11 protein-coding genes are annotated in these 12408 nt (G+C 42.6%); 2 read left to right on the forward strand and 9 right to left on the reverse strand.

Features of this window, described 5'->3' with window-relative positions; genetic code table 11:
* Nucleotides 1-166: 166 nt before the first annotated feature.
* The 4 genes from FTV13_RS09610 to FTV13_RS09625 form a co-directional block, all read right to left on the reverse strand.
* Nucleotides 167-1354: a hypothetical protein gene (locus FTV13_RS09610; protein ID WP_180011857.1), complete on the reverse strand. Its 1188-nt coding sequence runs from the start codon at nucleotides 1352-1354 to the stop codon at nucleotides 167-169.
* 94 nt (nucleotides 1355-1448) lie between these two features.
* Nucleotides 1449-2867: a hypothetical protein gene (locus FTV13_RS09615; RefSeq protein WP_159123436.1), complete on the reverse strand. Its 1419-nt coding sequence runs from the start codon at nucleotides 2865-2867 to the stop codon at nucleotides 1449-1451.
* A gap of 9 nt (nucleotides 2868-2876) precedes the next feature.
* Nucleotides 2877-3056 carry a hypothetical protein gene (locus tag FTV13_RS09620; protein WP_004781696.1) on the reverse strand — a complete coding sequence of 60 codons (180 nt, stop codon included), beginning with the start codon at nucleotides 3054-3056 and terminating at the stop codon, nucleotides 2877-2879.
* A gap of 256 nt (nucleotides 3057-3312) precedes the next feature.
* The gene (locus FTV13_RS09625; protein ID WP_004781698.1) at nucleotides 3313-3480 is read right to left on the reverse strand and encodes a hypothetical protein; all 168 of its coding nucleotides are present in this window, start codon (nucleotides 3478-3480) and stop codon (nucleotides 3313-3315) included.
* Nucleotides 3481-3896: 416 nt separating this feature from the next.
* Between FTV13_RS09625 and FTV13_RS09630 the strand changes: the two genes are divergently transcribed.
* Nucleotides 3897-4097, forward strand: a complete 201-nt coding sequence (locus FTV13_RS09630; protein WP_005232506.1) for a dodecin family protein — start codon at nucleotides 3897-3899, stop codon at nucleotides 4095-4097.
* 56 nt (nucleotides 4098-4153) lie between these two features.
* Here FTV13_RS09630 and FTV13_RS09635 read toward each other — a convergent pair whose 3' ends face one another.
* The 4 genes from FTV13_RS09635 to ompR form a co-directional block, all read right to left on the reverse strand.
* Nucleotides 4154-4849, reverse strand: coding sequence for a DsbA family oxidoreductase (locus tag FTV13_RS09635; RefSeq protein WP_159123435.1), 696 nt, complete (start codon nucleotides 4847-4849; stop codon nucleotides 4154-4156).
* A 208-nt stretch (nucleotides 4850-5057) separates the two neighbouring features.
* Entirely contained in the window at nucleotides 5058-6575 is a 1518-nt protein-coding gene (locus FTV13_RS09640; RefSeq protein WP_159123434.1) for an acetyl-CoA hydrolase/transferase family protein, read from the reverse strand.
* Between the two features lie 205 nt (nucleotides 6576-6780).
* Nucleotides 6781-8241: an ATP-binding protein gene (locus FTV13_RS09645; RefSeq protein ID WP_180011859.1), complete on the reverse strand. Its 1461-nt coding sequence runs from the start codon at nucleotides 8239-8241 to the stop codon at nucleotides 6781-6783.
* 310 nt (nucleotides 8242-8551) lie between these two features.
* A complete protein-coding gene (gene ompR / locus FTV13_RS09650) occupies nucleotides 8552-9316 on the reverse strand; it encodes a two-component system response regulator OmpR (RefSeq protein WP_004781707.1) in 765 nt (254 codons plus the stop codon).
* A gap of 336 nt (nucleotides 9317-9652) precedes the next feature.
* Here ompR and FTV13_RS09655 point away from each other — a divergent pair, with 336 nt between their 5' ends.
* Nucleotides 9653-12004 carry a Tex family protein gene (locus tag FTV13_RS09655; protein WP_159123432.1) on the forward strand — a complete coding sequence of 784 codons (2352 nt, stop codon included), beginning with the start codon at nucleotides 9653-9655 and terminating at the stop codon, nucleotides 12002-12004.
* A 54-nt stretch (nucleotides 12005-12058) separates the two neighbouring features.
* Here the strand turns inward: FTV13_RS09655 and FTV13_RS09660 are convergent, their stop codons facing one another.
* Nucleotides 12059-12376 carry a hypothetical protein gene (locus FTV13_RS09660; RefSeq protein ID WP_159123431.1) on the reverse strand — a complete coding sequence of 106 codons (318 nt, stop codon included), beginning with the start codon at nucleotides 12374-12376 and terminating at the stop codon, nucleotides 12059-12061.
* Between the last annotated feature and the right edge of the window lie 32 nt (nucleotides 12377-12408).

Below are 12408 nucleotides of genomic sequence, written 5' to 3' on the forward strand. Positions count from 1 at the left end.
TAATGGAGAAATCTAATCGGTATGTTATACCTGAGAGAAGAGTGAGGAGTTATCCAAGGGTTGTAAAAGGAAAACCTCAAAAATACCCAAGAAAAAGCCAGTCAATCTCTTAACTGACTGGCATTACATATTTTATGGGCTTTTATAGTTTCGGATTTGTTCAAATTTAGAAAATGGCCTCAAGACGTACCATCGCACCCAGATAATGGCTTCGGTCCAGTCGGTCATCATTCAGATAGTTCAGGTCGCCTTGCACAAAGAACCATTCACGTAAGAAAGGCTGTCTCCAGGACACATAAGGTCCCCAGCGATTTAAGCGTAAATCTTTATCATCCAGATAGCCGCCCGTATAGATGCCATAGTTAAAGCGGTTGCCCTGGAAAAATTGATGCTGTCTGAAGGTATAGTTGTCCCAGGTCAAATCGTCTTCCTGCTCATCTGCATAGGTTAAACTTAACTGATTGGAAAAAAAGGCCTCATTGGGACGAGCATGGATCAGTTCCAGGTTGGTCCGCAAATAATTTTCACTCTGCAATCCATAGCGATAAATCTGTTCGGCATGAAAAGAGAAGTCATTCTGCATCGCCCAGTCTTTGCTGATTTTGGCCCGTACATAGATATCATCCCCAGAACGTACCCCCAGATCCAGATCGCTATCGAAAGGTAGGCCATTTGAAAATTCTGACCAGCGTAGTGCAAACGAGCTGTTGTTTTCACGGGTACGGCGAATATCCAGATTTTTATCCCGGGCATTGCCAGGATTTTCATTGGTAATTGCGACATTGCTATCCAGTTCGTTATCCAGGCTGTCATCACCAAAGACCAGACTTAACTTTTGTTCCAAGGTTGGAAGCTTGATTTTTCCTCGAATCCTCGGCTTGATTTCATAGTTTTCATATTTGTCCCAGCTATTATCCAGGATGATTCGCAAAGTCGCAGTTGCTGGCTCATCCGGGTTGGTCTGGCCAAACCAGTTATCAATCTTATGTGCGGTGCGGTCTGCCCATTCACGGATTCTTTTCTGCTTTTTGTCAGCCCAAGATTTATCTTCTGTTTCTTCGGTGGTGGGCACCATCGCTTCGTCTGACTGTTCAGGTAAAATCGTAGGCGTGGCATCGATCAAGCGTGGAATCTGATCTAAAATACCTGTACCTGTACCTGTACCTGTACCTGTACCTGTACCTGTACCTGTACCTGTACCTGTACCTGTACCTGTACCTGTACCTGTACCTGTACCTGTAGGCTGTTCTGTTTCTGCAGGTTCTGTAGGAGATGCTTCTGCCCAAACTGGGCTACTACTTAATCCCACGCCAAGTGATAGCAATAAGATTCGAGTAATTTGGTTTATTCGCATGAGTTGATTCTTGCTCTTATCGTATTTTATTTACTGCGCTAGTTTTCTAAAAAATAAGGAAAAAAAGCAAGGATAAACTACATAACTACATCAATTATTTAATGATTTGTGCCTGAATTGCCATATAAAGATCTAAAACCCGTACCGGCTGTGACAATCCTAAAACAATTTGATGAATTTTTTGCCAATTCAAATCCTTATCACGTTTGAGCATTAAATAAGGATAAGCGATTTCCTGATTGGACAATGCCAGGCGACGTTCTCCATGAATCACCCGAATTTTCTGATGTTCCTGTAGCAATAAAATTGGAGTAGAAAAATCAGCGGGCGCTTCCTCAAAATTGATAAATTTCTTTTGATGAATACACCGAGCCGGAATATAGGCATAGCTTTCCTCAGGCATCCAGACCGTTTCGGCTTGTTGCAGATATATTTCACTGAAAAGATCTATCTGATCAAGACAGGCACCTAAAGCTGCCCATGATATGGATTTTATCTCTATACAACGCCGTCCACGTTGCGTGCCCCAGTGCTGGATACAGGAATTGGCCTGCAAGAGGCTCGGTGCGCCTAAGAGCATCAGATATTTCAGACCTTGCCCTTGCTGATCGGTCTGCATGGAGAGATAAACAGGACGTGCCTGCCAGTGCTCTTCCTCGGCATAATATAGCGCTATTTCCAGATCGGCCGGTTGGGAGACAGTCGGTTGTAATTCTAGGGCACAGAGGCGCCGTATAGTCGCTCCAGCATGTTCTAATGGATGCAGCAGGGCAGAGAATTCACCTAGCTGTATAGATTCAGGGAAAGTAATATTTTCATCTATTATCAAAATAGAGGATGAACTATCCGTGTTGTCTATTTCTATAGACAGCTCAGCTGTTTTAGCTTCTTCTGTTTCGCTAGTTGCTCTGTCTAAATCAGGTTTAATTGTTTTAGACAATTGAGGTGCAGTGATCTTGGTCTGGATCTGCAAACTGCCCTGATGATAACGCGCGATTTCTAGGGTAAGCGTATTGAATTCGGCATCCTGAACAGATAAAGCCGGAATATCCAGTTGGGGATCGAGAGGAAAATATGCGTCTTGTTGCTGTTGCTGCAAAAGCCAGTGATGGCAATTTGCTAATTCATCCCATTCACTATGTAAAAAATCAGTTTGCTCTACAGGACCCAGCCAGATTTGCCAGCCTTGTTGTGGCTGATGCAAAAAGGCCCAGCCTGTTTCTGAATGTGCAGTGAGTGCCTGTTGCAGCTGGACAGGATTCTTAAAATAACCGCGATAACAGTGATGAAACTCGGTGCTCGCCGCAAACTGATGTGCTGCCAGCTCAGGCTGGACACGGGATTTAAAACTTAAAATCTGATTTTTAAAAACAGGTTCATCACAGAGATGAAAAATATCCTGGAGCCGTTTTTTGGTTCGGGCGGCTTCATATAAACTGAGGGATTTATGTTCTAGTTGCTGCCCCAATTCATTTAATTCTTTAATTAACTTTGCTTTTTCTAAAGCATTCATTTTAGCTCTCTAGATATATTTGAGTGCTTTATCCAGTGACTTGGCCATGATCATATTGACTGCAAGTTCTACCAGTTTGTATTCGGTAGAGTTGGGATCTGGATAACGCTCAGCCATTTCAATCAAAAAATCCACAGAAATTGCCTGCGGAGAAATTTTTCCCTGTATTAATGCTTGAAGCTGGTTCATAACAAGAAAGTCTGAAATTCATAAAAGATCAGGTTCTGATTATAAGCATCTGATTGAAAAAATACTTGATTATTTTGAGTATTTTTTAAGCGAATTTGGTGGTTTTTTTTGAATAAAAAGTGAACGAAATCAAAATAAAATAAAAAATAATGAGGTTTTTAATGCTCTTTAAATAGAAAAACAAGTTAAATTTTCGAAGCCCTGAAATAAAAACAGGCTGAATAATTCAGCCTGCTGGGAGATTTTGCTTAAAGACTTAAGCCGCTTTTTCAGTTTCTGCAGTTGCAGTATCTGTAGCTACAGTTTCAACTGGAGCTTTGCTCACAGGGAAATCTGGAAGATAAACTACTTGAGCCATTTGTGCTGAAGCTTGTAGAGAAAAAGCCATCACAGTTGCTGCGCATAAAAATTTAACAGTTTTCATAACATGACCTTTTGATATCTGGATGTTCAAGAGTTTGAACAAGAAAAAAGTTAGTCCTAAATCACGTGAAAAATAATATCAAATGGCAATTAATAAAAAATGATCAAATCGGCAAGAAAAGCAACTAAATTTAGATAAAATACTCTATAAAACAACATATTAGAATATTTACTCTAGATAGTTTTGGATTGTTTTTTATACATTTTTTAGATGTTTTAGAAGCTTTTAAACAAACATTTATTTGTTGATTATTTAAAACTAGAGGTCCAGATTTAAATTTTTTTAAAGCAGTAAGGGCAGATCAGTATTTGTTCATTCCCTGTAAGTTTTTGCTATCACTTGTTTGCTAAGAGCTGTAGAGAAATTTAAATCGACTAAGATGAATGCTTCTATCTTCACAGAGTGAGTGTTGAATCATGGCAATTGCAAAAGTGGTAGAAGTTAATTCAAGCAGTAGTAAAAGCTTTGAGGATGCAATTCAGACTGGCATCGCGAAAGTCACAGAGACGATTAAAAATGTTCAAGGTGCCTGGATCAATGAACAGAAAGTCGTGATTAATGACAATAAAATTACCGAATATCGTGTCAATCTAAAGATCAGTTTTCTGGTTGAATAATTCACATCATTCATAAAAAAATCCCCATCTTGAATGGGGATTTTTTGATTTAGTTTTTACTCAGGCTTTGCCGGAACATCACAAGCATCTGTAGAACACTGATCAGCTGCTGGTTGTTGCTGTGGCTCCTCTAAAGCTTTTTCAAGAACTTGTAAAAAGACTTCTTTCGGCTGAGCACCTGCCAAAGCAATGCGTTGATCAAATACAAAGAACGGAACACCAGTAACTTTGAGCTGGTCACGCGCCACTTCCTGGTCAAATTTAACAAAGTCCGCAAATTCATCCGAGTCGAGTAAATCGTCCACTTCAACCGGGTTCAGGCCAATACGCGCTGCAACATCTTCCAGCGTTTCACGTTCACCAATTGGCAGGCCTTGCGTCATATAGCTATAGAAAAAAGCTTCCTGAGCTTCATTGCCCAAGCCTTTACTTTGTGCCAGGTGAATGATGCGATGCGCATTCAAGGTATTGCCAGAGTTGGCACCTTCCCAGTTAAATTCAATGCCTTCCTGTTTAGCCATGGCTGCAATATTGCGCTGCATGTCTTCAACTTCTGCCACTGAACGGCCATATTTTTGTGCCAAACGTTCAGAGTTGGAAACTTCCTGACGGACTGGTGCTTCAGGATCTAGCTGAAAACTATGCCAATGGACTTCAAGTTCAATTCCGCTTTCCTTTGCAGCAGCTTCCAGCCGTTTTTTACCAATATAGCAAAAAGGGCAGACCACATCTGACCAAATATCTACGCGCATGTCATGTCTCTAATCTTTGTCTTGTTAGAAGTATGAGGGTGAAGAACTGGAATTTAAAGCCCTGCATCCAGACTAAGTGCAGTTTTTTAATCATTCAAAATATTTAAGAAGTTAAGCTGATCAGATTCTTATGGATAGATTTGTCTTTGTTTATTTATTATTTTTCCCATAAAAAAACGCCCCGTAGGGCGTTTTCTGAAGCGGTCAATTAAGCAGTTTTGACTGCAGCTTCTACTGCAAGCATATGACCATTTTCTTCAAAGTTAGAGTGCCAAGACAATGCTTCACGAAGCAGGTGAGGGGTATGGCCACCTTTCGCACATGCACGGTCGAAGTAGTCATTCAATGCATCACGGTACATTGGGTGGGCACAGTTGTCGATGATCGCACGTGCACGCTCACGCGGAGCCAAACCACGAAGATCTGCAAGACCTTGTTCAGTCACAAGGATATCAACATCGTGTTCTGCATGGTCGATATGTGAAGCAAACGGCACTACAGAAGAGATGTCGCCACCTTTCGCGATTGATTTGGTTACGAAGATCGCCAAGTGGGCATTACGCGCGAAGTCACCTGAACCACCAATACCGTTCATCATTTTGGTACCACATACGTGAGTTGAGTTCACGTTACCGTAGATATCGAATTCAAGCGCAGTGTTGATCCCGATAATACCTAAACGGCGTACCAGTTCAGGATGGTTTGAAATTTCCTGTGGACGTAATACCAGTTTGTCTTTGTAGTGCTCAAGGTTGTTAAATACTTTTTCGCCATATTTAGCAGAAAGTGTAATAGAAGAACCTGAAGCAAACTTCATTTTACCGGCATCGATCAATTCAAAGGTACAGTCTTGTAGTACTTCTGAGTACATGATCAAGTCTTCGAAGTTTGAATCTTTCAGACCCGTCAATACGGCGTTTGCAATGGAACCGATCCCTGCTTGAAGAGGGCCAAGGTTTTTCGGTAAACGCTCTTCAGCTACTTCTTTTTCAAAGAAAGCGATCAAGTGGTTAGCAATTGATTGAGTCTCATCATCTGGTGCAGTTACAGTTGATGGAGAGTCATGCAATTCATTGTTGAATACGATACCCACGATTTTTGAAGGATCAATATTGATTGCATGTGTACCGATACGCTCATCCACTTGAGTCAATGGAATTGCTTGACGTGTTGGACGGTAAGTCGGGATGTAGATGTCGTGCAAGCCTTCAAATGCAGGACTTAAATTCGTGTTGATTTCAACAATCACTTTCTCAGCAAAAATTGCAAAACTTGCAGAGTTACCTACAGAAGTTGTTGGAATGATGCCGCCATCTTCAGTGATCGCAACCGCTTCAATTACCGCCACATCAGGTTTTTTCAACTGCTGGTTACGCATCTGTTCAACGGTTTCAGACAAATGCTGATCGATGAACATCACTTCACCTTTGTTGATCGCTTTACGTAAAGTGCTATCTACCTGGAATGGTAAACGACGTGCCAATACGCCTGCTTCAGTGAGTTGCTTGTCCAAATCGTTACCGAGTGATGCACCTGTGATCAACGTGATTTTCAGTGGATTTGCTTTTGCGCGTTGTACCAAAGCTAAAGGAACCGCCTTCGCTTCACCAGCGCGAGTAAAGCCACTCATACCCACAGTCATACCATCTTCGATGAATTCAGCAGCTTGTTCAGGGCTGATGACTTTGTTGTGTAGGGAGGCTAAACGGATACGATCTAAAGACATTTCAACTCTCATAAATTCTTAAATAATGATACGGATTGTACCGATCAAAAAATGTATTTTGCATAGGTGTTAGGCTAAGGTCTAATTTTTTAGCTAAATGTAGGTATAATGAAAAATGATGTTTTTTAAATGATTGAATTATTAAAAATTAAAATGAATTATATAGAAATACTAAAAAGTCGTTTGTTGCTTTTATGATCACTTACTAGAAGTGATCAGTGAGCGTTTGACGAATTTTATCTAAGGTGGTTGGGGCAGCGGGTGCCTCGGAATCTGCTGTTTTCAGGGGTAAGGCGATAATGGCTTCCAGACCGCCTTCAGGCCGATTCTGGATATGCAGCTCACCTGAGTGAATATCTACAATACGTTTGACAATGGCCAGACCCAGACCACTACCTTGTACGGTACGCGCAGAATTTCCACGAACAAAGGGTTGCATCAGCGCTTCAATCTGGTCTTCCGGAATCCCTTCACCATGATCGGCCACACTGATCATCAGTTTATGATCCTGCACATAGGCAGCAAGCTCGATCGGTTCCGCACCATAGCGTTTCGAGTTGTTGATCAGGTTGCCAATTAGGCGTTTCAGCGACATGCTGCGTACTTCAACCAGCGGTATCTCTTGAGGTGTAAAGCGAATATCAAGTGGTTTAAACTGCTTGACCAGTTCCTGCAACAGCACATTAACATTGGTTTCTTGCAGTTCTTCATCGGAGCCATCCCGCATATAGGAAATGAACTGGTTCAGAATGGCATCCATATCCTCCACGTCATAAATCAGACCTTCCTTGAGGAAGTCTTCATCCGGCATCATTTCTGCGCTAAGACGGATACGGGTCAACGGCGTACGAAGGTCATGTGAAATCCCCGCGAGCATGATTCGACGATCACGCTCGGTTTGATCCAAGGTATAAATCATCTGGTTAAAGGCATGATTCACCTGACGGATTTCCAGCGGACCATGATTGGTATCCAGATAAGGAGCGGAACCATTTTTACTATAGCTGTTTGCTGCATTCTGTAGGCGGCGTAAAGGACGGTTCAGCTGACGAACTAGGGTCAGAATAATAATGCCGGCAATGAGTGGTGTACCCAACAGCCAGCCTAGAATCAGTTCAGGGCTATAGTTGGCATAGGTTTTAAGAGGTTCACGTACCCAGTTGCCATTCATTTCAGGGGTTTGAATCCAGATGCGTGGACTTGGCTTGAACTGGAAATAAACGGTTGCCTGTTCGATTCTTAATTCTTTGGCCAGTTTGGTTTCAATCTGGTTAGTAAAGAATTCAGCAATAACCTTGTCTTTTACATTGGGGTATTCAGCCGGATTGGTGACATATTCGATTCCGATCCGGTTTTTGAGCCAGGTATCAATATCGACTTCCTGTTCTTTATGATAAAGACGCAGGTCCGAATTGTTGAGAATTTCCAGCTCCATGGCCAGATAACGCGCGTGTTGCTGAATTTCAGGTAAATAGAGGGTACGCCAGAAAAACCAGATTGACATGAACAGGCTGAAACAGACCACAAAGACCACCAGTACAGTGGTTCGCATTGCTGCGGAGCGCGGCTTGATCTTGTCCAGAAATCGTTCCCAAGGGGTGCGTTTTTTTTCTGAATAACTGACAAAATCGGTAAATTTTTGTGGGTCGATGGGGTCGAGTTTCACTGAGCAATCCTGTGCTATGACTTCAGCAAATTATTATGAGTTGATTAAAAGGCCTTATCACACCGGAGTCAAACCATCTGTAATTTAGATATAGGTTAAAACCTTCGGTTCGACCTACTTTTGTTTCGGCAAAAGTAGGCAAAACCATTTTCATTCGCAAAACTCGTCAAATTGCGGCAAGTAATCAATTTATCGCAGAAACATTAGAGATGAATACCTCCTGCCTCAAACAGTTGCGAATGAATTTGTCACGTAATTAAAAACTAAATTGATAGACGGACGAATATTTTACTTTCTTCTAATAAGAAAATTATTCAGCACCATCTGGAACAAACACATAACCGACACCCCAAACGGTTTGAATATAACGCGCACGGGCAGGGTTTTCTTCAATCAAACGACGTAAGCGTGATACCTGAACGTCAATTGAACGTTCCATCGCACCCCATTCACGACCACGCGCCAGATTCATCAGCTTGTCACGAGTTAAAGGTTCACGTGGATGTTGTACCAACGCTTTTAATACTGCAAATTCACCAGTGGTCAGGGTCACTACCTGGCCCTCACGAGTCAGGGTACGAGTAGACAGATCCAGTGACCATGGGCCAAAGGATACCACTTCCATTTGCTGGCTAGGAGCGCCTGGAACTTCACGGACTTGACGACGCAAAACTGCACGGATACGTGCCAGCAATTCATTTGGATTAAATGGTTTAGGCAGGTAATCATCTGCACCGGCTTCCAGACCTGCAATACGATCTGAATCGCTGCCACGTGCGGTGAGCATAATGATTGGAATATCAATATTCGACTGGCGTAGGCGACGACAGATGCTGAGGCCGTCTTCTACAGGCAACATAAAATCGAGCACAATCAGAGAAAACAGTTCCCGCTGTAATAGTCGATCCATCTGGGTAGCATCGTGCGCAGTTTTAACGACGAAGCCTTTATCTTCAAGGAAACGTTGTAACAGGGTACGCAGACGCACATCATCATCGACAACCAGGATGCGCTCGACCCGGTCGGTTTCGGTATGTACAGCATCGGGTTTTTCAGCAGGTACCACTAAACTCATGAGGTGCTCCTTTATTCTTTATTGTCGTCATAAACAAAAAATGAAATATGCTTTGAGTATACGATTCATTACTATTAATTGACTATGCTCTAAAGCATCAAATATTGCAGTTAAAATCAAGACATAGATACCAAATATATACATCTATATGCGAAAAAAATCGCCCCGGAACAAGAATAAAATGCAAAGTTCATGCAAACTTTAGTGGAAAAACTGGAAAACGATCGTATACGGTTATCTGAAGCTTATATAAATTAATAAAAACAATGGTGGATTTTATAGACCTGGTCTTTATAATCATGCCATTTAGTACTTATCCTTGTGGGATCAAACACGATGACTGACTTAGTTCAGCAGTTGGCAAAAGAACTTGCCGTACGTCCAAATCAAGTAGAAGCTGCCATCAAACTGATTGATGAGGGTGCCAGCGTTCCTTTCATTGCACGTTACCGTAAAGAAGTAACGCAGGGCTTAGACGATACGCAACTACGCCAGCTCGATACACGTTTATCGTATTTGCGTGATTTGTATGAACGCCGTGAAAAGGTGATCGAATCACTAAAAGAACAAAATAAATTATCTGATGATTTATTGGCACGGGTGAATGCGGCAGAAACTAAAAATGCCCTAGAAGAAATTTACGCACCATACCGTCCAAAACGTACCAGCAAATCGTTTAAAGCCAAAGAAGCCGGTTTAGGTCCGATTGCAGAGAAAATCTTTACTGAAGCCGTGGATCCAGCAGAAGCTTTGGCGGGCTTTAGCCATGAAGATTATCCAGATCAGGAAAGTCAGCTCGATGCGATCCAGCACATCCTGATTGATGACTGGGCACAGAATATTGCGTTGACCACTGAACTTAAAGCAATGTTTGCTAAAACTGCTGTGCTGAAAAGTCTGGTCGCTAGCGAAGAGAAAAAAGAAGTTGGTAAAAAATTCCGTGATTACTTCGATTTCTCTGAAAATCTGAACAAGGTACCTTCACATCGCTTATTGGCAATGCTACGTGGCCGTCAGGAAAATGTACTGGGCCTAAAAGTGGATGGTGAAGATGATGCACCATTGGCACGTATTGAAACTGAATACAACCTGGATACCATTCAGCCGCAATCTCGTCAGGATTTCTTAAAGCAAACTGCGAAACTGTTCTGGCTTGGTAAAGTTCGTCCAACGATCGAACATTCATTATTGACTGAAAAACGTCTGGCTGCTGAAGCTGAAGCAATGCAGGTCTTTGCTGAAAACCTGCGTCATCTACTGCTTTCTGCGCCTGCAGGCGCACGTACGACACTGGGCGTAGATCCTGGTATCCGTACTGGCGTAAAACTGGCAGTGGTGAATGAATCAGGTGATGTATTGGCACATAGCACCATTTACCCATTTGCACCGAAAGATGATAAAGAAGGTTCACTGGCTGAATTGGCACGTCTTTGCCGCGAATTCAATGTTGACCTGATTGCAATCGGTAATGGTACGGCAAGCCGTGAAACTGAAGCGTTGGTTGCTGAAATGATGGCTGCAAATAGCGACCTGAAATTGACTCGTGTTTCTGTTTCAGAAGCGGGTGCTTCTGTTTATTCAGCATCTGAACTGGCTTCTCAGGAATTGCCTGAACTGGATGTATCGATCCGTGGTGCAGTATCAATTGCACGCCGTCTGCAAGATCCATTAGCAGAACTGGTGAAAATCGATCCTAAGTCCATTGGTGTAGGTCAGTACCAGCATGATGTAAACCAGACCGGTCTGGCAAAAACTCTTGAAGCAGTCGTTGAAGACTGTGTGAACTCGGTCGGTGTGGATGTGAATACTGCATCTGCTGCGATTTTGGGTTATATCGCAGGTCTGAACAAATCAATCGCGCAGCAAATCGTGGACTTCCGTAAGGAAAATGGCCGTTTTGACAACCGTCAGGACCTGAAAAAAGTGCCACGTCTAGGTGAACGTACTTTTGAACAGGCAGCGGGTTTCTTGCGTATCCAGCAAGGTTCAGAACCACTAGATGCGTCTGCAGTTCACCCTGAGTCTTATCCACTGGTATCTAAAATTGTTGAAGCGAAAGCAACCACTGTAAAAGATATTATTGGTAATACTGAAATCATTCGTCAAGTGAATGCAGAAGAGTTTGTCGATGATAAATTCGGGCTGCCAACCGTTCAGGACGTTTTGGCTGAACTGGAAAAACCTGGCCGTGACCCGCGTCCAGAATTCCGTACCGCAAAATTCCGTGATGATATTACTGAAGTGGCTCAATTGACTGAAGGCATGCAACTGGAAGGTGTAGTCACCAATGTGACTAACTTCGGTGCTTTCGTGGATGTTGGTGTACATCAGGATGGTTTGGTACATATTTCTGAATTGGCGAATGAATTTGTGGCTGATCCGCATAAAGTGGTGAAACCAGGTCAAATCGTACAAGTTCGTGTACTGAACGTCGATGTTGAACGTAACCGTGTCAATCTGTCGATGCGTCCTGAAGGTTCGGAAGCGCCAGCGAAAGCACCACGTCAACCACGCCGTGACAATGAGCAACGTGGTGAGCGCAAGCCACAAGGCAAACGTCCACAGCATGCGCGTCCGCAAGGTGATCGCCCGCATGGCAAGAAACCTCAAGCGGCTAAACCACAAGAAAATAAAATTGGTGGTTTAGGGGCATTGTTATTGCAAGCAGGGATTAAAGGTTCGAAATAATCTTTAGGCTCTAAACGAAAAACCTCCCTTTTGGGAGGTTTTTTTATTGAATCTTTATGAGTTCACGATTGGAACAATCCAGCTGGTAATAATCAATAAAATACCCAGATGTCCCAGTTTACGTGTCACATAAACCAGTTTAGACGGTGGTTGTTCTAGCTGTTTAGCATACTCTTCCATGGTGATGCCTTGTTTGCCTTTACTGGTATATAAAAATACACCCAAATCCAGACAGATCAGAATGGTGCCAATATCTGCCACCAGTTCCATCAGCTCAAATTGCTGGGTATACAGCGACATGCTAACGCTATAAATCAGATAAAGTCCAAAGGCTATACATGCATATTGCAGGATCACTAAAAATTTCTGCATAAATCTCAACAGTTCAAAAAATTAAGGCAATT

Source organism: Acinetobacter sp. YH12235, from assembly GCF_013417705.1.
In the GTDB taxonomy this organism is placed as follows: domain Bacteria; phylum Pseudomonadota; class Gammaproteobacteria; order Pseudomonadales; family Moraxellaceae; genus Acinetobacter.

Coding starts and splice junctions, on each gene's coding strand:
- FTV13_RS09610 (WP_180011857.1), bottom strand. CDS start 1,354: ATGCGAATAAACCAAATTACTCGAATCTTATTGCTATCACTTGGCGTG.
- FTV13_RS09615 (WP_159123436.1), bottom strand. CDS start 2,867: ATGAATGCTTTAGAAAAAGCAAAGTTAATTAAAGAATTAAATGAATTG.
- FTV13_RS09620 (WP_004781696.1), bottom strand. CDS start 3,056: ATGAACCAGCTTCAAGCATTAATACAGGGAAAAATTTCTCCGCAGGCA.
- FTV13_RS09625 (WP_004781698.1), bottom strand. CDS start 3,480: ATGAAAACTGTTAAATTTTTATGCGCAGCAACTGTGATGGCTTTTTCT.
- FTV13_RS09630 (WP_005232506.1), top strand. CDS start 3,897: ATGGCAATTGCAAAAGTGGTAGAAGTTAATTCAAGCAGTAGTAAAAGC.
- FTV13_RS09635 (WP_159123435.1), bottom strand. CDS start 4,849: ATGCGCGTAGATATTTGGTCAGATGTGGTCTGCCCTTTTTGCTATATT.
- FTV13_RS09640 (WP_159123434.1), bottom strand. CDS start 6,575: ATGTCTTTAGATCGTATCCGTTTAGCCTCCCTACACAACAAAGTCATC.
- ompR (WP_004781707.1), bottom strand. CDS start 9,316: ATGAGTTTAGTGGTACCTGCTGAAAAACCCGATGCTGTACATACCGAA.
- FTV13_RS09655 (WP_159123432.1), top strand. CDS start 9,653: ATGACTGACTTAGTTCAGCAGTTGGCAAAAGAACTTGCCGTACGTCCA.
- FTV13_RS09660 (WP_159123431.1), bottom strand. CDS start 12,376: ATGCAGAAATTTTTAGTGATCCTGCAATATGCATGTATAGCCTTTGGA.